Genomic DNA, 23,804 nt, shown 5'->3' with positions numbered 1-23,804 from the left:
ATGGGTAATCAGCTAATGCCTAAAATATCTATTATAAGCCCCTCATATAACCAGGCTGCGTTTATTGAGGATGCAATTTTATCAGTTCTAAATCAAAATTATGAGAATTTTGAACACATAATAATTGACGGAGGTTCTACTGATGATACCGTAAATATTCTTAAAAAGTATCCACATTTGATTTGGGTTTCGGAGAAGGACCGAGGACAAAGTGATGCTATAAATAAGGGATTTGACAGAGCTTCCGGTGATATTATAGGATGGTTGAATACAGATGATTTTTACCTTCCAGGCACTTTCAATAAGATTGTAGATCAGTTTAAAGCGAATAATATTGATGTCGTGTACGGTGATATTCATTTTGTCGATAAGAATAAAAATATTACGAGGCATGTGCCAAGCAGAGTCCCTGTTAAATGGTTTATGCTATTTCACTGCTACATTCATTCAGCTTCTTTCTTTTTCAGAAGGTCGGTATTGGATAAGGGGATACGTATCGATCCAGGTATGCACATAACTATGGACAAGGATTTCTTTGCTCATATATTTTATAGTGGATTTAAGTTCAAGTACGTACGTGATACGTTAACTGCATTTAGATGGCATGAAGACAATAAATCCATCGATACCGCTGCTGTTAAAAAAATCAGATACCGCGAGGGGCTTATTATATTTAATAAGTATTCAGGTATAAGGTTACCCGTAAATTCGGTTAGCATAAATTTATATGCATTTGTTCAAAAATCTCTTTATCCCTTTAAGAGATTTTTGAAATGGTACTCACTTTATAAAACAAGATGAGTTCATAATGAGGATCCTAATTATTCATACTTATTATCAATTCAAGGGTGGGGAAGACTTGGTTTTTGAACAGGAGTCTGCATTACTCATGCAAAAACATGAAGTACGTAAACTTGTCTTTAAAAACAATAGTGGTATTAAAGGAGCGATACAATTCTTGTTTTCTATTTGGAACCCGGTAAGCTCGGCCCCATTAAAAAAAATGATCAGGACGTTTAAGCCACAGATTATTCATATTCATAATTTTCATTTTGCTTTAGGGCCTCTTGTAATAAGGGTAGCAAACCGAAGAGGAATACCGGTGGTGCTAACATTACATAATTATCGTCTCCTCTGTCCTTCTGCAACGTTGTTAAAGGACGGAAAAATTTTCTCTGATAGTATTAATTCTGGCTTTCCATGGAAGGCGGTCTTTGCTGGGGTTTACCGTAACTCGGTTTTACAAACTTTTTGGCTGGCATATATAAACTGGATTCATAAAAAAAGCGGTACATGGAATAAGGTAGACCGCTTTATTACATTAACTGATTTTGCAAGGCGTTTATTCATAAACTCTGCATTAAATATAGATAATAGTCGCTTTAGTATTAAGCCCAATTTTGTTGAGAAAGTGATTTCAATTGATAGTCATAGCAGAGATGAATATTTCCTTTTTATTGGCCGTTTAAGTCAGGAGAAAGGGATTGACCTGCTTTTGGATGCCTTCGAGCGTACAAATGCTAGGTTGTTGATAGCTGGTGACGGGCCTCTTAAAGATTTAGTAGTTAGTTATTGTTCTTCCAGGCAGAATATTGAATATTTGGGACCGCTTGGGAAAGAAGAGGTTCTTGGGGCTATGAGACGGTGTAGTGCTTTAATCTTTCCGTCAATTTGGTTCGAAGGAATGCCAATGACCATTTTGGAAGCATTCTCGACGGGTACACCCGTTATTGCCAGTAAATTGGGTGCAATGGAGTCAATGATTCAACACGGGCAGAACGGTCTCCTTTTTGAGTACGGCTCGGCTACTGCCCTTTGGGAAGTGCTAAATTATTGGAATACATTGGATATCAATGAAAGAAGACTATTTAGTCAACGCGCTTACGATAGTTACCTGCTTAATTATACCCCGGAAATTAGCCTGAATATTCTTGATGAGATTTATTCTGAATTAGGTAGAATCTCTGATTAATATTACATAACTAATATAACTAAATCCTGCCTGCATGAAAGCTACGTTATTGAGATGGTGGCTGCATTGCTCTACATTTGTTTTTATTCTACTCTGTGTTATTGCATGTTCTAAAGAGTACTCTGTAGAGCCACCAATTAATCTGGTGCGTGACAGCCTGAGAAAGGAAGTCATTTCTTTTGAAACGTCCTTTGGACAACAGCAATTGATTTTTTTTCCTGAGGACGTCGTTATCCGCCATAATTTACCTCAAGATAGTATCTTCAAAACTAGGCTATGGCAGGGAATTCCGTCGGTAGTTTGTAATGCTGATGGTAGTCAGTTATATGCTGCCTGGTATACTGGCGGTAAAGGAGAAGTCGCGGGCAATTATATTACTGTTTCTCTTAGTTTGGACCATGGGAAGACTTGGAGGAATGATGTATTGACCGTTTATCCCATGTTCCCTTCTACTACTCGTTTTTTCGACCCACTTTTATGGCGTGATAAAAATGGGAAGATCTGGCTTTTCTGGGCAAAATGCATCAATATGCCGTGGGATGGAGTTGGGGGGGTATATGCAACTGAACTCAGCTGGGCAGGCGGCACAACCGTTAATAATGGTAGGGTTCAACTTTTATCCGATGGTGTTATGCTTAATAAACCAATAGATTTGATTGATTATAACTACTCCTTCCTGCCTATATCGATTTGGAAATCGTATCCTACACCTGCGGAAAAAAGTGGAGCATTTGTTAAAGTACTCAAGTACAATCCTATGGCAGATAAAAAAGTATTTGACTATTCTAAAGTGAACGTGAGCCCTGATAGCATCCGTTCTTTTGATGAGCATCAAATTGTAGAAACACAGAAGGGAAAGTTCTTGTGTCTGCTTAGAACTACTAAGGGGATTTATTTTAGTCAAAGTAACGATAAGGGTAAAACATGGACTGTTACGGCTCCTTTTACGAAAATTGGTCTAACCACTAGTTCCCGGTTTTATTTGGGAAAGTTACGTTCAGGTAATTTGTTACTTATTGCCAACAATAGTTCGACCAGAACTCAATTGAAAGCGTTTATGTCAAAAGACGATGGAGAATCTTGGCCATATCAAATCCTTCTGGATAACAGGGAGGAGATTAGTTATCCTGATGCATCTCAAGATGCTAACGGCGATATATACATAGTTTATGACAGGATGCGATATAGTAAAATGGAAATTGACTTTTGTAGAATTAATGAAGACATGTTTCGAGCGCCTGGAGTTTTCTCTAGACAAATAATTAGTGGCATTAGGTAATACAAATGAAAAAAATATTTAAGTCAATAGTCTTTGCTTTATCACTCCTTTGGTCGCCAGTAGTGTTTATTTATGCACAAGACATATCTACCTGTTATATATCGGGTTTTGGCAATGACAATAACCCAGGGACCATGCAAAAGCCGTTTCGTACACTTAATAAGGCTTTACAGTTCGTTAAAAAAAGCGCATTAGATGGAATTGCAAATCAAAAAATCATAATAAGGAAGGGAATTTACTATTTGAATCGGCCATTAAGATTTGACTCTTCTTTTATGCTTAGTGCGCTAAAAGCTCTTTCAATTGAGGCGTACCCCGGAGAAAAGGTTATAATTTCAGGTGGCCAGGCTCTCCCTAAGGCATGGAAAAGAATAAAAGGTACAAGTATTTGGGAATTGCAGTTATCCGGATTAAATTATTCAGGAACACCTGTGCTGTCTCTTTTCAGAGACAATCAAAGACTGGAGCGTGCCGGCTCTGATACGCTGCTTAGTACGGCCCCCCTGCCTGAATTGAACAATTCAATGAAAGTATATGATTTTCAAAGAAAGGCTAAACTACAAAATGATTCAATTAATATTTTTTGCGGGTTTAGGTATGGAGGAGATCTTTTTGCTGGTATTCAGGATATCAGTAACGTAAATGTTGTCGTATATAATAGCTGGGAGGCATCATGGCACACTATAAGAGATATTGATAAAAAAAATAAAATAATGTTGTTAAAAAATCCAATGACTTATCCGGTTGGATTTTTTAATGGCAACGTAAGATTTCGATTAGAAAATAGTAAAGCATATCTACGCAAAGCAGGACAATGGGTGTGGGAGCATAATCAAAAAAAAGTTTATTATTTAGCCCGTCCTGGTGAAAATCCCAATCAGTCTAATTTTATTATTCCCATTCTGGATACTCTTGTTTCTGCAGAAGGAGAGCATACTCGCTATTCTAAAGTAGGCGTTACTTTTTCCAATATTACCTTTTGCCATTCGAGACCTGCATGGGGAAAGTTCTCAATTCCTGACAGTATTATAGCTAAGAGCAAATTACGATATCCCTGGTTAGATTATGAAACAGGCTTTGCTTCTGGTCAGGGAGCTTTGAATTGCGGCCAGGCAATAAATCTTTTCGGAGCGCAAGGATGGGTATTTGAAAGCTGTGTTTTTTCTGATCTTGGGGGCTACGCCATTAAAATAGATAACTACTCAAGATATAATAAAATAAAAAACTGCCTTTTTGTAGATAATGGAGGGGGAGGGGTCATAATTGGGAATAGCCTTATAGCAGGCATGGTTTATAAAGGTGACTATCCTCCGGCGATACCCTGTTACAATGTGATTGAAAACTGCTCTATAACCAGAAGTGGAGTTCTTTTTCCTGCCTCTGTTGGCATTATAATTCTTCAAGCTTACCATAATACTATAGTTCATAACGAAATATCCTATTTACCGTATTCCGGAATTAGTTGTGGATGGACTTGGAACCTCAACGCTAATTTTACATCATTCAACAAGATCAATAAAAACCATATTCATCATGTAGTAAGACAGTTGGCAGATGGCGGTGGCATTTATACATTGGGACGCCAGATTGGAAGCCAATATATTGGAAATTACATCCATCACATATATAAGCCTAAGAATAGTTTAGGAGCCGATAATAACGGCTTCTTTTTTGATCAGGGCTCTTCTTCTTTTAGTGTTGAAGGCAACGCTGTTTGCGCTATAGAAAAGCAGGATTACAGATTTAATGATTCTAATGCTGATAAGATTAGACTTGATAGCAATTTCTTCGAAAAGGAACAGCAAAACAAAACTCTGCCAAGGTTTGTACAAAAAACGGTTAAAAGCGCAGGGTGTACAATAGGGCGTTCCTTATCTTTACATTAGAAGTAATTATTTTTGACTCGATCAGTATTTATCCGCTTTTTATCCTAAGATTAAACCGTGGGCATGCATAAACAAAAACATTTAAGCTTAAAAATCACTTTAGGCCCTTATCAAACTTTTATAGACAATATCCTTGATTTGGCAAAAAAACGTCAGTCGAGTTACGTTTGTGTAGCTAATGTGCATATGTTAATAGAAGCAAAGAATGATAAAGCCTTCCGAAGAGCGCTGTTGGCAGCAGATATTGTAACTCCTGATGGCATGCCCTTAGCCAAAGCTTTAAAATTATTGTACGGAATTGACCAGGATAGGGTTGCCGGTATGGATCTTTTGCCGGATCTGTTAAAAAGTGCACAGGATATTGGATTGTCTGTATTTTTTTATGGAGGCTCCGACCAGATGTTGGAAAAAACCAGAGCCTATATAAAGACTAATTTTCCGAAACTGCAGGTGGCCGGATTATATTCTCCACCTTTTCGTCCCTTAAAGGATGAAGAAAAAAATGAGGTTGCCAATATAATTCAGGAGTCTGGTGCGCAGATTGTATTTGTTGTGTTAGGTTGCCCTAAACAAGAAAAATGGATGTATGAAATGAAGGGAAAGATTCCGGCAGTCATGCTTGGTATTGGTGGGGCACTGCCAGTATTAATTGGTGAACAAAAGAGGGCGCCAAAATGGATGCAAAAATATAGTCTTGAGTGGTCTTATAGGCTTATACAAGAACCGAAACGCCTGTTTAGACGTTATCTGGTTACCAATTCAAGTTACGTTATGCTATTGGCGGGGCAAAAGATTAAGCTCATGCTTGTTAGTAAGAAAAAATAAAATACATTTGGTAAATATTTAACTTTTAGTATCTTCGTGTAATAACGCCCCACTAATTGAATTCTACATTTTTGATGTGTTTGCCATTTGAGATCATTTACTAATGGTTTCGGCTGTTTAAATAACTAATGTCCTAACAAAACCAGCATTCAATGGGAACGCGTTTTAAATACCTGCTCCGGAGTACTTTAATGACCTCGGATTTTATTATTGTAAACGGTTCATGGATTCTCAGCTATTTTTTCTTAAGATCTTCACATCCGGGACTAGATAACCATTTCGGAATACTAAATTTCTTGTTGTTCAACTTTTGTTGGTTATTATCTGCAACATTTTTAAATCTTTACAAAAATGCAACTCTAAGCAGCCTGGAAAATGTTTTTAGGCAAACGTGGAAGACTGCTATTGTTCATATTAGCTTTTTTGCAATCGTGCTCCTTTGTAAAAACGAGACAGAGTTCTATAAAAGCTTTTTGTTGGTATTTTTGGTTTTGCTTACATGCTTCTTTATTGTTAGTCGCTTTCTTCTCACCTACATCGTAGAGTTTATTATTGATAAGGCAAAACTACAAGAAAAAACAGCCATTATAGGATACAATGAGATTGCTGTAAGACTAGCCCAATTTTTTGGGGAAAAGCGGAGCATGTATTCTTTCGAAGGTTATTTCGACGATATTGAGGAAAATTCTCTGGCAGTAAATCAGGATGGAAAAATTGTAGGTTCTATCAAGAAATGTATTGATTTCGCTGTCGAGAATGGAATTAGGGAAGTGTATTCTACAATCCTGCCACACCAGCATAACCAGATAGGAGAATTGTTGCAAGTAGCAGAAAGGAATTGTGTTCGTGTTAAATTTGTTGGCGATTTTAAACACGATAATCGCAAAATTCACCATATTGAATATGTAGACAATATGCCTGTAATAAGTTTACAGGCTGAACCATTACAAGATTGGGGAGCAAGAGCCAAAAAGAAGATATTTGATGTTGTTATAAGTGGATTAGCAATTGTTTTGGTTTTATCCTGGTTAGTGCCCATCATAGCTATTTTAATTAAGTTGAGTTCCAGAGGTCCTGTGTTCTTCAAACAATTGCGTTCAGGAAAAAACAACCAGCCATTTTGGTGTTACAAGTTTCGTAGTATGAGGATAGATAATCCTGATGCTGCAATACAAGCATCTAAAGGCGATAAAAGAATTACCAAAATCGGCGCATTTCTTCGTAAAACCAGTTTAGACGAATTCCCACAATTTTTTAATGTGTTTATGGGAGATATGAGCATCGTTGGCCCACGGCCTCATATGCTCAAGCATACAGAGCAATATAGCGCTATCATTAACAGATATATGGTTCGCCAGTTCTTGAAACCTGGAATTACTGGTTGGGCGCAGGTAAAGGGATACAGGGGGGAAACGCGCGATCCCAAATTAATGGAAAAGCGTGTAGAGCATGATATTTGGTATATGGAGAATTGGTCGCTCATGTTAGATATCAAAATAATATTTATGACTGTCATAAATATTTTCAAAGGCGAAGAAACAGCTTATTGATACTGTTATAGCAGCAGGGTGTTCAAGTTTTTATTTATGTATCAAGAAGCTTTCGTTTACGAAAGCTTCTTTTTTGCTAAGCTATAGCTATGTAAATAATTAAAGACTGCTTATTAATCCTAAATCCCTGATAAATGAACTCCCGCTTACTCCGAGGCGTTGTTCTATTCGTTCTTCCTGTTACAGCATTCTCTCAAAAAGATAATATTCACGGAACCGTCTCTCTTTTTACTTCTTTTACCAGCAATAGCCAGCCACCTTTATGGTTGAAAAGTGTTAACTATGGTAATTTACAACTTCCTCGCGGCTCACTGGGCTTAATTACAAAAATTCAGAAGGAATATGATTCTATCGCCTTACGCTCTGGGCCTGTTTGGGCATTTAAGGTCCAGGCGTGTTTTATGTCAACTATTAGGGGCGAAAGGGAAGCGCAATTGACAGAGGCATATGTAAAATTCAGACAGCGGAAGTTTGAAATAACACTTGGACGCTGGAGCAGTCAATCAGGGTTGGTTGATTCTTCTTTGTCCTCTGGAGCCTTTTCTATTTCCGGTAATGCGTTAGGCATTCCTCAGGCAAGGCTTTCTATTGATTACTTAAATCTTTTTAAGGGATTTGTCGCAATTAAAACTGCTTATGGCGCAGGGTATCTAGGGAATACTCCGGTTGCTGCCGGGTTTCATGTCTCCCAAGCCCAAACGTATTATCATCACCAGGATGTTTATATCAGATTAGGCAAGCCAAGCCAAAAAATAACCTTTGAAGGCGGAATAACCCACGAGGTATTTTGGGGAAATGAAAAGGCGATTTTTGGTCCTGACTATACACTCCCTGTCTGGAAAACATATCTCTACATTGTAACTGGTATTCCCTTTGGGCATAATAGTATCCTCTCTTCTAAAGTGGGTAACCATGTTGGGTCAGTTGATGGTAGGTTCTTCATTGATTTAAAAAACATATCCCTTTGTATTTATAGGCAGCAATTTTATGATGTAGGGGCATTGTTTCATCTTACTAATATCCAGGATGGTCTTACCGGCGCGGTTATCAGCAATAAATGCCTGGCGGCTGAAAAAATTGCATGGAAAAAATTTCTTATTGAATTTTTTTACTCTAAGAGCCAGGGCGGCGAAGTGAACGCTCGTATTACTCCATCCGGTGACGAAGATTATTATAATAATTATCTGTACCCGGATGGATGGTCTTATAGAGCAATGGCCCTGGGTAATCCTTTTATTACGCCGGTTTACATGTCCAGGCCAGGGCAGGTATCAAGACCAGACCAGTTTTTCATAAACAACAGGGTTGCAGCTTTGCATGCCGGTATAGAGCTATCGGTTGATAAGGCTTATTGCAGAATCTTATTAAGTGCTTCCAGGAATTATGGCACCTATGCTTCCAGCCAGTTCGGCTCTTCCCGGGGCAGTTCTCGTTATATAGGCCCACCCCCTTATTTTAAGGAGGTGGAGCAGTTCTCCGGTTACATTGAATATGTCAAGCCATTGGCCGGGAATGTAGAAGTTGGTGTTAAAACAGCAGTTGACATAGGGCAGCTGCTGCCATCTACCGCTGGTATAATTTTTTCGTTACGTAAGAAATTATTTTGATGTTTTAAGCTGTAGTTCGAAATTTTTAGATTTCCTTTGCAATCTGGAAATATTAGCATATCTTGTATTTGTTCTTTGGATAGGAAAAACGCCCACTAGACTATCCCACGATACAAAACTATTGCTTGTCTTATTTTTATCCTATCCCTTAAATAAAGGGTGGCGAATAGCACGTTTTTGTACCTATTATAAACTAATGTCCAATGAACCGTAAGACCTTGTTCTCACTCCTATTATTGTTATGCCTGGGGGCCAGTAGCCGTGTAACGGCGCAATACGATGATGATTATTATGGCCCGTTATTTACACGTCCTAAAGCACTTGGCCTGACAGCAGGAACGCAAGGTTTGGGACTTGACTTTACTCAATCCATACTTCCTGGTTGGTCTGTTAGGCTGGGAGGTAGTTATTTGCCTTTTTCTTACAAATACGGTAGCGTCTTTGGAGACGTAGACACAGACGTGAAACTTAAAACAAAAAGTTTTGCAAACGCGCACTTGATGGTGGATTATTACCCTTTCATGGACTTGGGACTTAGAATAACGCCAGGTGTGGGCTATTTCTTCAATGCACAGGGTGAGGCTACAGTTAAACCTTCCGGTAATTATAAGTATGGTGATATAAACCTTACGGGAGATCAGTTGGGGACTATGCAGGGAAATATTAAATGGAAAGGATGGGCTCCTTACCTTGGTGCAGGCTGGCTGTTTAGGTTTCGCGAAGGAGAAAGCCCGCTTTCTCTGGCAGTAGACTTGGGAACTTATTATATGCCTAAGCCCGATGCTACATTAACCGGAACTGTTCTTTTTGAAAATAATAGCTACAATGAAGAGCATTTTCGGGAAAATGTAAAGAATTACCGCTGGTTACCAGTCTTGCAAGTATCACTCCGTTACAGTTTTTATTCGTATTAGCCTATCTTAATAACATTGTATCTTATGAAAAGATTTTACTCTATAGGTGCAGCCGTTTTGATTGTATCGGTTAGCATTATTACATGGTGTTGCACGAAGCCAACAAAAGATTTTGTTGTAAATATCAGTTCTAATATTATTAATTACAAAGCAACTGTTCAGTTTGTAGATGCGCAAACAGGCGCTGTTCCGGCAGGTTTGGCGGTTGCACTTGATGGCACTAATGCTGCCGTTATCTATGACTATTCGGGAACCAAGCAACTTCAGGTTTCTTCTGCCGGACTACTTACTGTTGGGGTTGATCCAAAATTTGATCCAACAAGTAATTCCTTGTCTTTCAACTTAAAATCATCTGCTGCAAACTACCTTGCGGTAAATACGCCTGTAACTTTTACATCTGGCAGTAATAACCAAAACTTTGTAGTTTCAATGATCAACTTAAATAATACGCCTGCCGGGGTAAAAGTTGTGCAACCTACCGCTTCTATTTCGGCAGGTACTGTAACTACACCAATAACTGCTGCTACTACTACAGACGCAAATACCAGCGTAACTGCAAGCATTACCGTACCTACTGGAACTCAATTGAGAGATGCAAATAATACAGTTATTAATGGATCTACGGTGAATGTGGTTGTGGCTGCTTTTGATCCGGCGCAGCAGAAAGCGATGCAAGCTTTTCCGGGCGGACAAGTACAGTATAATGTGCAAGGTGTTTCAGGAGGCCAGGTATTTTTCTTGCCGGCTGGGTTTGCTACAATTAATATGAGTGTTAATAACACTGAAGTGAGGAATTTCAGTACACTTGTACCGGTTGAAATAGCGCTTAATCCCAATACCTTTAATCCAAGTACCAACGCGCTGGTGAAAGCCGGAGATGCCTTGAATGTTTATAGCTACCAGGTACAAACAGGTCTCTGGCAATTTGAAAAAACGGCTACTGCTGCTACAGTTGGGGGAAAGCTTGTAGCCAGCTTCACGACTAATCACCTGACTACTTTTGCGGTTTGTGTGCCATCTGGTACTGTTACTCCATGCAGTACAGCTCCTTACCTGGTATTTAATGCTCCTGGAATTAGTAATGAGAGTTCTGATGTATTTATTGTAGATGTTTACCCTTCTGGGCTTGGTAATAATCCTGCCCCCATCTTTTCGCAGTATTTCGCCATTCACGATAAAGATAGCATTCAACTGAAAAACCTTCCTAGTGGCAATGTAAGTGTTACTGTGTCTCGTGTTGATTATGATCATTACCTGTTGTCCGATTATAAAAATCGTGGGGCATCGGTTGGAACAGCGTCTTTAAATCTCTGCACGGCTGGATCTTCAACAATGAATATCAGCTATGTTGGTGCTAATTATTTAAAAGGTACAGGCTACGCAGTTTGTCCTAACGATAACTCTAAACGCTATTTACCCCCTAATGACGCAGAAGTCTATTATAAAAAATCGGGGACGAATGATCAGCTTCGTATCCTTGGCCTTATAGTTAATAGCGCAGTAACTACTACATTATTGACACCGGGGCAACGTTATGATCTTTTTGGCAACTACGGAGGTAAACAAGTAGGGAGAAAAAATGTGCTTATCCAAACGGGCGTCTCCTTCCTCGATAGCGTCCACATCATCAACAACGGCAGCTCCTTCTGTCCATAAAAATCCCGTTTTTCAATCCGTACTTCATCTGTACGTATAACTTAAACAGGGTATATTCATAAAAGAATATACCCTGTTCTTTTTTATAATTGTTTTTTCATATATAAATAATTATCTTTAAATAATAATTTCATTCCAAAGCAATGCCATGAAAATTTCAACCCACCCCGTCTCCAAACCCGCAACGCTGCTTTCTATCTTCCTGCTCCATGTCATAAAAACTTGAGCAGTAGTACCTGCAACGCCCCCCATTCAGCCTATCTATTACGGGAATAGTGATGATCGACCTCCAGGGTTATCGCCACTATAACGCCCCCGCATACCTATAAACAACCAGGCATGGATGATGAATATTTGTTCGTTCCACTGGATGGAGGACGTCATAAAAAGATCTTGAGATCACAACTCATTTATATCGAAGGAGGAAGAGATTACAGGAAAATAGTTACAGAATCACGAACCTATCATACGAAACGCTCGATGGATCAACTCGCTGCCATGCTTAACGGCAAAGGGTTCTGCCGCATCCACCGCAGCTATATTATTTCCTTTGCCCATCTCACCCTTGTAGAACATTATTGGGTGACCATCCACGATAAAAACCTTCCCATAAGCGATTCCTACCGCAAAGCGTTCTTCGATCAAATAACATTGCTATCCTGATCTGCTAATAAAATTAGCGGGCCAGAAGTTTTTGCTAAAAAAACGGACAATATGCCCAGGTATGCCTCAAAGCATCCTTAAAGCTTCTTTAAAGCTTCCTAAGAGCATCTTTAAAAATCTCCGTTTTTTTAGCAAACCCTCCGTTAACCTGTCATCGGCCTCCCACAATACCTCCACCCCGGTTTTAGCCATTCGCGCCGGCATTCCACCCTTTCACGGAACGAAAAGCCCCTTCCGCGCCAGCCGCACTTTTTTCCCCTTACCGCCGGTGTACTATTGCACTGTCCAACGCAAACGGAGCAGCACGCTCAACAACTGCGGGAGGAGCGTCCCCGCAATTGTTCTCCGCAACGTCGGCAATTGCAATCATCAACTTATAAAAACTATTTAAAATGGCAGAATCAAAAGGTAATATCGTTACGTCAGGTCTTAGCGGACTTTTAGGCCGCATGTTGGTCTTCAGAACAAGAGGCGACAAAACAATAGTCGCAACCCGTCCAAGAAAAACCAACATACCGCCTACCGAAGACCAGCTTAACGTGCGCCAGCTCTTTTCCGATGCAGTGACTTATGCCAGGGCCGCCGTTCTCAACGAAACAATTAAAGCCCTGTACCAACTCAAGGCCAAACCCAACCAGTCGGCCTTCAACGTAGCCACTGCCGACTTCTACGTCCTCCCCGAGATCAGGCTCCTCGATGTCTCCGCCTATACCGGCGAAATCGGCAGTAAGATCCTCATACAGGCTATCGATGATGTCAAAGTCAGCAAAATAAAGGTCTCCATCAAAAACGGCAACACCGTTATTGAAGAAGGCTTGGCAACTGCCTTGCCCAATGGCCTTGATTGGGAATACATCGCAAAGGTCAAAAATCCTTCACTGGTAGGTTCTCAGGTGACCGCTGTTGTGAGCGATTTGCCCGGGCATCATACCAACGCAAATAAAGAAATATAGGATGGAGCTCGAATTATTGCGCACCTACCTGCCGCAGGGTACCAACGGCGTGTTACGGGTAAACGGCATCTTTTGCTGCTATACAATTGAATTGCCATGGCAGAACAATAAGCCCAATGCTTCCTGTATACCCGAAGACAGCTACTATCTCGACAAAAGATATAGCAACCGCTTTAAAGCACACCTGCAGGTAATGGATGTGCCCGGCCGCAAGCTCATCCTCATTCACCCGGCTAATGATGCGCTCACCGAACTAAAAGGCTGTATTGCGCCCGTAAGCGCTCTTACAGGCCCGGGTAGGGGAACAGCTTCAAAAGAAGCATTGAAGAACCTGCGCACACTGGTGTATGCCGCACTCGACAAAGACGACTTTGTAAGGCTTACCATAAAAGCCATACAGTTGCCAAACCCTATTACTTAAACAATTTAAACAAAAGAAACAATGCAGGAATATATCGATGAACTAACCGTGCTCGAAAGGGCCCAGGCGCCCACACCCGTTTTCTTCAGGAAACTGAGAGCAATAGGAGTGGTGTTCGCCGCCGCCAGCGCAGCAATACTAACAATGCCGGTGGCAATGCCAGCCATTATCACCACCATCGCAGGCTACCTTGCCGTTGCAGGTAGTGTGGCCGCAGCAGTAAGTCAGGTAACTGTAGAAATATGACCCTGGCACAACCGGGCAGTTGTTCTGCCCGGTTGTTCATTATCAAAATACACCTCAACAAATTTTTATGCTTAATATCGATATCACTAAACTTGCACGGCTGACACAGCAGGACCTTATCCGCCTGCTTGAAATAGACAGATCCTACAACGTCACTATCTCCATACCCAAAACGCCGTGTAAAACGGATGGAGGCTTGGCTAAATGTATACGGGAGTACGTTTGTGCACTTTACTTCTTGTACCAGCTCCGCACGGCAACCAACCATGTGAATTATGTCATACCCGCATTCAATACAGCGCATCGTTTTAAATTCAAGGCAGACCGCCCGCTTGCAAAGCCGCTTGCACAACTCCTCACAAAAGCAGCAGCATTTTATAGCGGCACAGACGAAACCGCCATCGATAACTATCTGAAAGATGCCTTCTCATTATGGGCCGCCATCCGCAATAAGCAACTATGGTTCCACTGCCCCAACATAACAGAGTTCATAAAACAACTGGAGGATAGGGCACACCAGTTGGTTACAGCAGCAAAAACAAACGCCCCCGCCCCAAAAACCAAAGTGAAAGTGGTACCAATGTGATCCATCATTTCGTATCTGCCCGTCTCATTCTTCGCCAGCGATAAGCAGCACCCGAACGCCACAACCACTCAACAGGACCATAATAAAAATAACGCAGCCACAATGCCCCAAACACAATTTGCAGCAGGAAGAGCCCCACCGCTATCAACAGGTTTTGCAGAGGCCCCGTATCGGGATACAAACCAAAGCCTATCGGGTAAAACAGCAACAGCCCTGTCAGCGTCTGGAATAAGTAGGCGCTCAGCCATATATGTCCCGAAGGCGCCACAACCTGTACCGCCTGCCGGAACCGGTAAAATTGCAACAACAATAGCAGCCCAAGTAAATAAGAGGCAGTCCCGAAAACATACTGCATATTGCTTACCATTCCTCTCACCGGATCCAATACCAGGTCACTGCCTTGCTTGGCGAATAACGAAGCCTGCAGGTATAAAAGCGATAAGAAACAGAACAGGCACCCCATGAAAACGATCCCGGTTAAACGGGCTTTATCTTTCACCTGCTGCATAAAATTGATCCTGCCGGCATAATACCCCAATACATAAAAACCTACTATTCTGAAAAGCTGCCCCGTAAGTAAACTGTACTTATACTTGGGGCCAATACCATCGATATTGAAGGCAATGAATTGCTTGATACCACCGTTGGTCATCAGCTGCGAAATATAACCGGCATTTTCCGCCGCTGCCGATGCAGAATGCTCTGGTGGCTTGCCATGTATCAGTTGTAAGAATAAGGAAGCGAAAAAGCCCGGTAAGTTGGTGCAGCACAACAATCCTATCATAAGCGCAACATTGGCGCCCTTTTTCTCCAGTAAAACCGCCAGCATACCTGCCAGGGCATAAATGATAAGTATATCCCCCGTCCATATCACCTGGTGTAACACACCAATCAATAACAGGATCAGGTAGCGGCGGAAATAATCCGTACGCTGCTGCCTGCTCTCCCGTTTCGAAGAATTGAAGAATTGAACCCCAAGCAAAAATGCCAGGAAGCCATACCATTGCCCCGAAATAAAATAGTCTATAAATTGACTAATGACTATATCGGCAGTGCTATTATGTAATCCGTAAACATCTGCTGGTAAGGGTACTGCTACAAACCAGCGGTTGCAATTCATAAGCAAGAGCGCGAAGAGGCCTATCCCCTTTAAAATGTCTAATGAATTGGCGTGATAGTTCTGTGAAGCTGCGGGCGCCATTGATTTTTCTCCGTTTAAACAACAAAATACATTTTTTTTTATCGTTTTAAAACTGGTTTTTGTCATATTCCCGGGAATAATATGGCATGCCCTGCAAACGGTATTTTATATTAGGTATGATCCCGCCTTCCTCCCTGTCCTCCGATGTAATGGTTGAGTTTGTCCTGCAGATGCTGTAAGCTGAAAGGCTTGGGCAGGATATCATTGATAAGAGGATAAACATCCGAGTCTCTGATCGACCCTTCGTCAGACGCGCTCAGTACTATGATATGGATAGATGCTTTAACGGGGTCAGGCAGCTCCCTTATCCTTCGTATCGCTTCAAGACCATCCATTACCGGCATATGTATGTCCATAAATACAATACTATACTGCTGTTGTTCAATAGCGGTTAGCGCCTCCAGGCCATTACCCACAATGGTGTGTGTGATGCCCAGCTTTTCCAGTATCTTTTTCATGACTACCGCGTTCACCTCATTGTCTTCCGCCACCAGCACCCGCAGGTTATGCGTAGGCAACTCTTGTATGGCAGCAGACACGGTACTTGGTGCAAGTGCAACCGCACGCTCGTAACTGATCTCAAAACTGAATACAGAACCCTTCCCCGGGGTACTGTTTAGTTCAATTTTACTGTCGTGCAGTTCCGCCAGCCGCTTTACAATAGGAAGCCCCAGCCCCGTGCCGCCATGTTGACGCAATACAGTTGGTGAAGCCTGCATAAAAGGTTCAAAGATCACCTGCTGTTTATTGACAGGAATACCTGGACCCGTATCAGATACTGCAAAGCGGAGCACAATACGGTTGCCTTCCTCCCGTACTACAGATGCCTTCACATTTACACGCCCTTCAGTAGTGAACTTTAACGCGTTGGATATTAAATTTACCAGCATCTGCATCAGCCGCGTCTGATCCCCCATTATCTGAACATCTTTAAGCGCAGGATCCATTTCCAGCTCATAGGCTAAATGCTTCTCCGATGCCTTGATGGCAAAACTTTCATAAATATCTTCCATGAGGTGAGCGGGCTGAAAGGCACGTGTTTCCAGTTCCACCTTGCCCGCATCTATTTTGTTGAAATCGAGCAGGTCGTTGATAAGCGCCAGCAGACTTTCTGCTGAAAACTGGAGTATCGACAGGTTCTCTTCCTGGTCTTTGCGCGGCGACGATAGCAGCAATACGTTCGTCATGCCTATCACCGCATTCAACGGCGTACGCAATTCGTGCGATATGGAGGATAAGAAATCGTTCCGCGACCGGGCCGCATCGCCTGCTGTTAATATCGCCGCCAGCAAACGCGCCTGGTTGGTCTTCTGCTGCTCCTGGATATGGTAAAACGATTTGAATACATGGTAATGGATCAAAACCAGCATAACGAAATTCGTTACCAGCACAAGGAAAAAGCCTGCACTGCTTACCTCTGAAGTGGTAACAAAAAAGAAACGGGTGCCGGTACGCCACAATAACAGATAGCCCACAACAGGCAAAATGCTCAGCAGCGCATAAATAATTCCCCAGCGGACGCCAAGTACGTAAAAAGCCCCGGAAACAATAAGTAAACAGTATTGTATGGTTAGCAGCGATACCCCGTTACGGTAGATGATCATGTTCGAAATCACTACCGACAACAGGCACCATAAGAAAACATGCCCTACCAGTCGCCACGCTCTTTTAAAAAGAAGCAGATAAAGCATTACTCCAAATACGAATAGATATAATATTGCACGCGAAACAAGCAGGGGCTGAAATTGGATTGAATAAATGACAACCAGTGATGCGCATACGCCCAATAAGATAAATAGCCCGTGACTTAACGTGCGGATTCGCGCCCGGTTGACCGGATGAGGTTCGTTTTCAATCAGTTCGTTCAGTCGGTGCCACAATTTCACGATAGCTTCCATACGTAAAGTAAGATAAGATATATGAATCATTCTTTCATGAAAATTGCAACATTTAGTGTGCCGCATCCCGGTTCGCTCGAAAAAAGTATATTCGTAAAATATTTAATCTGCTACTGCATATGAACAATGAGGCACTGTATAATAGTGACCCTGCCTCTTTCAGGGTGGTTGAAATGCTGGAAAACATTCCTGACAATTTTTTAAGTGTCGACCAGCATTGGCAGATCACCTATGTCAATAAGGCCTTTGAGAAACTATATCGCGTCAACAGGTGGGATATCACTGGTAAGTCTATCTGGGATCTCTTTCCGGGTTCGCTTCAGCAGGGATTCGACTATTATAAGAATTTTACGCACTGCCTCGAAAAGCAGGAAGCAATTGAATTTGAATCCTACGCCCCCTTTGCTAAAATATGGCTTTACCTTAAAGTATATCCTATTACCGATGGCCTTGCCATCTACTCGCGCGATATCACCAGCCAGAAACAACTGCGCGATAAAGTTCACGCCGATGCAACCAACCTTGCCGTGCTCATCGATCATTCCGATGATCTCATCTGGTCTGTCGACCGCAATGTGAAGATGCTTTTCGGTAACAGGGCCTTCCGTCATTGCTTTCATAGCTTCGCCGGCTTTTATCCCACAGAGGGACAGTATCTCCTCGATACCCGTGTGCCGCTGAATATGCGCCACCTCTGGCAAAAAAGCTATACCAAGGCGCTTAAGGGCGAAGCCCTGCTGCTCAATGAAAGCTGGGCACAGGAGGCCAATACAATGCATATGGAAATTAACTTCCATCCCGTCTATAACCCCGATGGCGATGTAATGGGGGTGAACTGCTACGTCAAAGATGTAACCCGGCACAAAGTGAACGATGACCTCATCCGTGCCCAGAACGAAAGTCTCCGCAAGATCGCCTGGATGCAGTCTCACAAAATGCGGCGCCCCGTAGCTAACCTCCTCGGCATCGTTGAATTGATGAAAATGGACTTTCCGGAACGTATGAAAGGCGACTCCCTCATGGAAGCCTTATATGAAAGTGTAACCCAGGTCGATGCCCTCACCCGCGAAATCGTTCTCGCCACTAAAGATCTTGGCCTCCCGGATTAATACTAACCTCCCCCGAAAACTATTGCCTGACTTTTAAAAGGCACAATACTCCGGTCTGCGCAGGCAATTCACTAAACCCGTGTTCACTCCCCGGCTGGCTTCCCTAAGTATAAGTATATATTCCTTTCTATTTCTTTTCGTCTTTGTTCTCTTCCAGCTCCTCTTCGCCGATATACTTCTTGATCACTGTTTTGTAGATGAACCTTGACTCTTTTACTTCTCCCAGCTCCGCTTTTAAACGTTCTATCTCTTCCGCATTCTCCGCTAAACGTTTTTGTAAACGTTGTATAATACGACGAAGCCATTTCGCTTCTCCGTTTAATGCCCGCAATGGCTCCTGGGTGGAATACAGGTCAAATAAATTGATCCCCGTTAGTATCGACAGCTTTTCCATTTTGTCTACACTCAACATCTGGCGTTCGTACTGCTTTTGTATGTTGTTGGTAGTTACTCCTAAACATTCAGCTAAATCTTTGCGCTGTAATCGTAATTTGTCTGCCAATTCCTGGATTATTAACCCTATTTCTACTGGTGATTTGTCCATAAGTGTTTGATATATAGATTATATATTGAAAATATCCAATTTGGATTGTGTTAATAACTTTATTTTTTCTTTCTTGTTTTTTATTTCTATCTTTGACAAAGTTAATCAGTAATCATTCTTTGATTAATATATTTTGCGGATCTTCAATGTAACAATTGAAGAAGTCGCTTCGAGTCTCGTTCTGAAAACCTGAGAAGCTTTCACGACAACGAGAGGAGAGCGTTAAACTTACTCGTTTACGTAAACTCGCGTCCCGGGCGCGAGCTACTCCACCGTTGTCAACTCTCTCAGGTAGTTCAGAGCGGTTTAAATGTGAGTAGCTCGCGTCCGGGACGTGGGTTTCTCACATTCTAAGATCTCCCCGTTTGTTTTTTATTGTACTTACGCACCCCGCTTAACCTGCAGGGCAGTGATGTCTTGCGCATACCCCTGAACGTGAACAGCTTCCAGGTGTATGTTTTAAAAAACTATTCTATGAGTATTGCCATACTACAGGAAACCACCGAAAACTACCTGTGTTTTGAACGCTTTAAACTGGGAGATGAGCAGGCTTTGGCTTTTATCCACCATCATACCTGCAAACTCCTTACTTATCATGGGAAACAATTTATCGACGATGATTTTACCGTCGCCAGCATGGTCCAGGAAACTTATATCAAAGCCTGGGATATGCGTGCTAAAATGGAAAGTATGTTTCACCTCTATTGTTTCATGAAGATGAATCTTTCCTGGCTTTGTCTCAAATGGATGAAGCACCCCCGTAACGCATTCCTCCGTCAAAAAATTTACTATACCGATAATGTTGAGATCTATAGCAGCTATCAGCACAACGCATTAGCTGAAATAGAGGAGCTGTCGCATTTCTTTGATGAAGAACGTATTGAAATTATCGAAAAGGTCATTCCTTACCTTGCTCCGGGCAGGCAAACCATGATAGATCTTTATTTTAAGCAAGGGCTTTCTTATAAGGCTATCGCACGCCGGTTTGCTACATCTAATATGGCTATTCATGCCGAGGTGCAGAAAGGTCTCGAGCAGTTGAAAACTATCATCAACAGGAAAAAGAAAGACGCGAAACCGCCTGCGGCTCCGGCTATCATCATTCCTGTTACAGGCACGCTCGACCAGGAAATGACCCATATCTATCGCCTCAGGCTTGAACATAAAATGGGATTTGCTACCATAGCACAGAAAATGAATCTCGAACAAGGGTATGTGCAGCGCAAATATGTGGAAGCGCACGCCCTCCTTACCAAAATGGGTATGGCCGTTTGAATCAAAAATAAAAGCCTATGTCAAAAAGTATTATCCTCACCAGGAAGGTTCAAATCGTCATCGATAGTAAAGACGATACCTTCCTTAAAGAAACGTATGCCACCCTCTATCATTGGCAACGCATGTGTTGCAAGGCGGCTAACTATATATTTACGCACTGTTACCTGCAGGAGCAGGTAAAGGAGTTCTTTTACCTTACCGAAAATGTACATGTAAAACTTACCGACATCCGTAAAGATGAAAATGGGATCTTGACAACTTCCCGGACCAACTCTACTTACCAGGTGTTATCAAGGCATTTTAAGGGAACAATGCCAATGAGCATTCTCAGCTGTCTCAATAACAGCCTGGTAAGTCTTTATAGAAAAGAGCGTCTCGATTATTTTAAGGGGCTGCGCTCCCTGCGTAATTATAAGCGTGATATTCCTATCCCTGTAGCGGCCTCAGACATAAGGCATTTCAGGCAGCTTCAGGCGCATGGTAACTTTGGCTTTGTTTTGTTTGGAATTCCTTTTCGAACTTATCTGGGCAGCGACTTTCATGATAAACGCCTGCTGCTCGAAAAGCTGGTTGCTAAAGACATAAAACTATGCACCAGCAATATCCAGCTCAGTAAGGGCAAAATTTATCTGCTCGTTGCATTTGAACAGCAACCGGAGCACCATTCGCTGCTTCCCGATATAATAGCCGAAGCATCCTTGTCCCTGGAAATCCCTATTGTCGTAAAAGTGCAGAAAAGCAGGTATTACATCGGCAACAAGGAAGAATTCCTGCACCGTCGCCTGGCTATCCAGGCAGCTATAGAACGAACGAAAAAAGGAGCAGCATTCAACCGCTCGGGCAAAGGCAGAAAGCGCAAACTCAAAAGCATAGAAAAATATAAAGATGCAGAGATCAATTATATCAATCAAAGACTACATGTTTACAGCCGCAGGCTTATCGATCTTTGTATCAAACATCAGGCAGCAACGCTGCTGCTTACCAACGATAAAGAAGCACAGGAGGAACAGAAAGGAGATGGATTCCTCCTGCGTAACTGGAGTTATAGTAACCTGAAAGAAAAAATCGGCTATAAGGCTAAAAAAGCCGGAATAGCTGTCATAGAAGAATAAGCTGTTTAGAGGCTGCTTGTACAGCCGTAGGGTGAGGCCTCATCGGCACTCACTAAATACCTTTGATAACACAGTGTATATACAACATGCTGGCATTGACAAGGCATCGGCACCTGGTACCGGTTAGCCTTGCCTTCCGGCTGAGTCTTTACCACAAGTGTTATATTAAAAGGTACATACAATACCTTTTGATTTGTTGAAGGTGTATGCAAAGATGGGATTAAGGAAAAAATAGCCGGCTGATCAGCCAGCTAAAAGTTTTATGCTGCCCCCCGGCAACTTAATCATTCACGCGCTACCTTCCACTGGCTTCCTTGGTGACATGAAGCAGATACTTTTGCTCAAAATCGGGCTCAGGAAACAATTGCGTTATGGGAACAGTATAAGGCCGCGCCCTGCTTTCCGATATTTCAGCCGCCAGATCACCTCCCTTCAAACAAATAAGACCGTTGGGAAGCTCCTGGCCGTTACCGCGACGAACGATTGGATTGCTCCATTGTAACAAGTCTTTTAGCGGGGCTACCGCACGTGATACTGCAAAATCAAATTTTCTTCCTTTGATCTCTTCTGCACGTGTATGTTGAACGGTCACATTTTTCAGCTCTATAGCATCAGCCACCGCCTGCACCACCTTTAATTTCTTGGCAATACTATCTGCAAGGTGAAACTTCACCTCCGGGAAAAAAATAGCCAGCGGAATGCCCGGGAAACCACCCCCGGTACCAATATCAATGACCTCTGTGCCGGGCTTAAAATCAATGACAGCAGCGATACTCAAAGAATGTAAAATGTGTTTCAGGTATAAACTGTCAATATCCTTTCTCGAAATAACGTTTATCTGTTCATTCCACTCTTTATACAACCCTTCGAGCGCAGCAAACTGCTGCAACTGCTTTTCGGTAAAATCTGCAAAATATTTTAGTACAATATCCATTACGCTAAAATTTTATATCATTCCCACTATTCCAGGAGCCTGCTACCACCTGTTCTTTGGCCGCTTCCACAGCGCAGGAACAAATGCGAGGTAATACACAAACATCCACAGGTCAAACAAGATGTACATTGGCCACAGGTCGTGTTCATTCAGCTTTTTCATGCCTTTATACCAGATGATCCCTTGTATTATATAACGCAGGCCCAGTACCGATAACGCCATCCACCAGTTGAAGGTGATGGCCGATACGATAAATAGCGGGTAAAGCAGGGCATGAGAGAGCGAGTAAGCCCCCAGCAGCCATTTGAACTTGGGCTTGTAATAACGGGCAGTGGAATAATGCCTGGTCTTTTGATGCCACCATTCATCCCATGTTTTCTTCGGCGCACTAAAGGTATAGGTGTCCGGATCTATCACAATAGCCGTATTCGTTGGAGTGGCAACCTTGTTAATGAACAGGTCGTCGTCGCCACCCGGTATCTGGTTGATCGAAGAAAATCCTTTGTTATTGAAGAATAATGCCTTTTTATACGACAGATTCCGTCCCACACCCATATACGGATGTCCGGCCAGCGCATAAGAGAAATATTGCAGTGCCGAATGGAAGGTTTCAAACCTGATAAGTTTGTTTAGGATACCGGGTGTTTTATAGTAAGCGCCATATCCCAGTACAATATCGACGCCCGGGCGGTAAGCCTCCTGCATTTTCTGCAGCCAGAACTCACTTGCCGGTACGCAATCTGCATCCGTAAGCAACACCACCTCATAGCGGGCGGTTTTGATACCCATCGACAACGGGAATTTCTTGCCAGGTATGCCTTTGGCTTCCTGTGTAAGATCTATTGGAACAAGGTTTTTAAACGATTTCTTGAACTCATCCAGCAAATATTTCGACTCGTCCTGTGAATTGTCGTTCACGACAATGATTTCATGAGTGGTCTTATAATCCTGTACAAGTATGCCCGGAAGGTTCTTCACGATATTATGCGCTTCGTCACGGGCGCAAATGATAACAGATACCGGGTACTCCTGCGATTGCAGTTTTGGCGCGGGCTTGTAAACAGCCAGCCGCCGGAAGAAAAATAAATAATAAAATAACTGGATGGCCGTCATCAGGCAAAATAGGGCAAATACGAAGGTCCAGGCCAGGAGCGGAATATTCATCCCGCAAAA

Annotated in this window: 22 protein-coding genes; 17 read left to right on the top strand and 5 right to left on the bottom strand. The window is 42.3% G+C overall.

Going from position 1 to position 23,804, the window contains the following annotated elements:
- The 14 genes from ESB13_RS11365 to ESB13_RS11300 all read left to right on the top strand — a co-directional run bounded on the left by ESB13_RS11365 (position 1) and on the right by ESB13_RS11300 (position 14,558).
- Positions 1 to 801 (top strand): glycosyltransferase family 2 protein, encoded by an 801-nt coding sequence (locus ESB13_RS11365; protein WP_220399608.1) that lies wholly within the window; start codon positions 1 to 3, stop codon positions 799 to 801.
- Between the two features lie 7 nt (positions 802 to 808).
- On the top strand, positions 809 to 1,972 hold the full coding sequence (locus ESB13_RS11360; RefSeq protein ID WP_129003093.1) for a glycosyltransferase: 1,164 nt from the start codon (positions 809 to 811) through the stop codon (positions 1,970 to 1,972).
- A 34-nt stretch (positions 1,973 to 2,006) separates the two neighbouring features.
- Positions 2,007 to 3,251 (top strand): sialidase family protein, encoded by a 1,245-nt coding sequence (locus tag ESB13_RS11355; protein WP_129003091.1) that lies wholly within the window; start codon positions 2,007 to 2,009, stop codon positions 3,249 to 3,251.
- A gap of 5 nt (positions 3,252 to 3,256) precedes the next feature.
- The gene (locus tag ESB13_RS11350; RefSeq protein ID WP_129003090.1) at positions 3,257 to 5,137 is read left to right on the top strand and encodes a right-handed parallel beta-helix repeat-containing protein; all 1,881 of its coding nucleotides are present in this window, start codon (positions 3,257 to 3,259) and stop codon (positions 5,135 to 5,137) included.
- 63 nt (positions 5,138 to 5,200) lie between these two features.
- A complete protein-coding gene (locus ESB13_RS11345) occupies positions 5,201 to 5,962 on the top strand; it encodes a WecB/TagA/CpsF family glycosyltransferase (RefSeq protein WP_129003089.1) in 762 nt (253 codons plus the stop codon).
- Between the two features lie 152 nt (positions 5,963 to 6,114).
- Positions 6,115 to 7,512 (top strand): undecaprenyl-phosphate glucose phosphotransferase, encoded by a 1,398-nt coding sequence (locus ESB13_RS11340; RefSeq protein WP_129003088.1) that lies wholly within the window; start codon positions 6,115 to 6,117, stop codon positions 7,510 to 7,512.
- A 134-nt stretch (positions 7,513 to 7,646) separates the two neighbouring features.
- A complete protein-coding gene (locus ESB13_RS11335; protein ID WP_129003087.1) occupies positions 7,647 to 9,119 on the top strand; it encodes a capsule assembly Wzi family protein in 1,473 nt (490 codons plus the stop codon).
- Positions 9,120 to 9,322: 203 nt separating this feature from the next.
- Complete coding sequence (locus tag ESB13_RS11330) at positions 9,323 to 10,033, top strand: hypothetical protein (protein ID WP_129003086.1); 711 nt, start codon at positions 9,323 to 9,325, stop codon at positions 10,031 to 10,033.
- 24 nt (positions 10,034 to 10,057) lie between these two features.
- Positions 10,058 to 11,689, top strand: coding sequence for a hypothetical protein (locus tag ESB13_RS11325; RefSeq protein WP_129003085.1), 1,632 nt, complete (start codon positions 10,058 to 10,060; stop codon positions 11,687 to 11,689).
- Between the two features lie 339 nt (positions 11,690 to 12,028).
- Entirely contained in the window at positions 12,029 to 12,352 is a 324-nt protein-coding gene (locus ESB13_RS11320) for a LytR/AlgR family response regulator transcription factor (RefSeq protein ID WP_129003084.1), read from the top strand.
- Between the two features lie 392 nt (positions 12,353 to 12,744).
- Entirely contained in the window at positions 12,745 to 13,305 is a 561-nt protein-coding gene (locus ESB13_RS11315; protein ID WP_129003083.1) for a hypothetical protein, read from the top strand.
- Position 13,306: 1 nt separating this feature from the next.
- Positions 13,307 to 13,726, top strand: coding sequence for a DUF5675 family protein (locus tag ESB13_RS11310; RefSeq protein WP_129003082.1), 420 nt, complete (start codon positions 13,307 to 13,309; stop codon positions 13,724 to 13,726).
- 21 nt (positions 13,727 to 13,747) lie between these two features.
- Complete coding sequence (locus ESB13_RS11305) at positions 13,748 to 13,972, top strand: hypothetical protein (RefSeq protein ID WP_129003081.1); 225 nt, start codon at positions 13,748 to 13,750, stop codon at positions 13,970 to 13,972.
- Between the two features lie 67 nt (positions 13,973 to 14,039).
- Complete coding sequence (locus ESB13_RS11300) at positions 14,040 to 14,558, top strand: hypothetical protein (protein ID WP_129003080.1); 519 nt, start codon at positions 14,040 to 14,042, stop codon at positions 14,556 to 14,558.
- Between the two features lie 4 nt (positions 14,559 to 14,562).
- Here ESB13_RS11300 and ESB13_RS11295 read toward each other — a convergent pair whose 3' ends face one another.
- A complete protein-coding gene (locus tag ESB13_RS11295) occupies positions 14,563 to 15,825 on the bottom strand; it encodes a DUF418 domain-containing protein (protein WP_129003079.1) in 1,263 nt (420 codons plus the stop codon).
- Positions 15,826 to 15,869: 44 nt separating this feature from the next.
- Complete coding sequence (locus ESB13_RS11290) at positions 15,870 to 17,450, bottom strand: ATP-binding protein (protein WP_164974174.1); 1,581 nt, start codon at positions 17,448 to 17,450, stop codon at positions 15,870 to 15,872.
- A 326-nt stretch (positions 17,451 to 17,776) separates the two neighbouring features.
- On the opposite strand from ESB13_RS11290, the gene ESB13_RS11285 reads away from it, so the two are divergent.
- Positions 17,777 to 18,766 carry a PAS domain-containing protein gene (locus ESB13_RS11285; RefSeq protein WP_129003077.1) on the top strand — a complete coding sequence of 330 codons (990 nt, stop codon included), beginning with the start codon at positions 17,777 to 17,779 and terminating at the stop codon, positions 18,764 to 18,766.
- A gap of 127 nt (positions 18,767 to 18,893) precedes the next feature.
- On the opposite strand, the gene ESB13_RS11280 is transcribed toward ESB13_RS11285, so the two are convergent.
- Positions 18,894 to 19,310, bottom strand: coding sequence for a hypothetical protein (locus tag ESB13_RS11280; RefSeq protein ID WP_129003076.1), 417 nt, complete (start codon positions 19,308 to 19,310; stop codon positions 18,894 to 18,896).
- A 474-nt stretch (positions 19,311 to 19,784) separates the two neighbouring features.
- Here ESB13_RS11280 and ESB13_RS11275 point away from each other — a divergent pair, with 474 nt between their 5' ends.
- Both ESB13_RS11275 and ESB13_RS11270 read left to right on the top strand, forming a co-directional pair.
- Positions 19,785 to 20,585, top strand: coding sequence for an RNA polymerase sigma factor (locus ESB13_RS11275; RefSeq protein WP_129003075.1), 801 nt, complete (start codon positions 19,785 to 19,787; stop codon positions 20,583 to 20,585).
- 17 nt (positions 20,586 to 20,602) lie between these two features.
- Positions 20,603 to 21,697, top strand: coding sequence for a hypothetical protein (locus tag ESB13_RS11270; protein WP_129003074.1), 1,095 nt, complete (start codon positions 20,603 to 20,605; stop codon positions 21,695 to 21,697).
- A gap of 295 nt (positions 21,698 to 21,992) precedes the next feature.
- Here the strand turns inward: ESB13_RS11270 and rsmG are convergent, their stop codons facing one another.
- Together rsmG and ESB13_RS11260 are read right to left on the bottom strand one after the other, a co-directional pair.
- The gene (rsmG, locus tag ESB13_RS11265; RefSeq protein WP_129003073.1) at positions 21,993 to 22,631 is read right to left on the bottom strand and encodes a 16S rRNA (guanine(527)-N(7))-methyltransferase RsmG; all 639 of its coding nucleotides are present in this window, start codon (positions 22,629 to 22,631) and stop codon (positions 21,993 to 21,995) included.
- Positions 22,632 to 22,673: 42 nt separating this feature from the next.
- Positions 22,674 to 23,795, bottom strand: a complete 1,122-nt coding sequence (locus ESB13_RS11260; protein ID WP_129003072.1) for a glycosyltransferase — start codon at positions 23,793 to 23,795, stop codon at positions 22,674 to 22,676.
- Between the last annotated feature and the right edge of the window lie 9 nt (positions 23,796 to 23,804).

Origin of the sequence: Filimonas effusa, from assembly GCF_004118675.1 — a bacterium.
GTDB lineage: Bacteria > Bacteroidota > Bacteroidia > Chitinophagales > Chitinophagaceae > Filimonas > Filimonas effusa.
The sequence above is the reverse complement of the archived record's forward strand: the minus strand, read 5'-3'. Positions and strand labels throughout refer to the sequence as shown.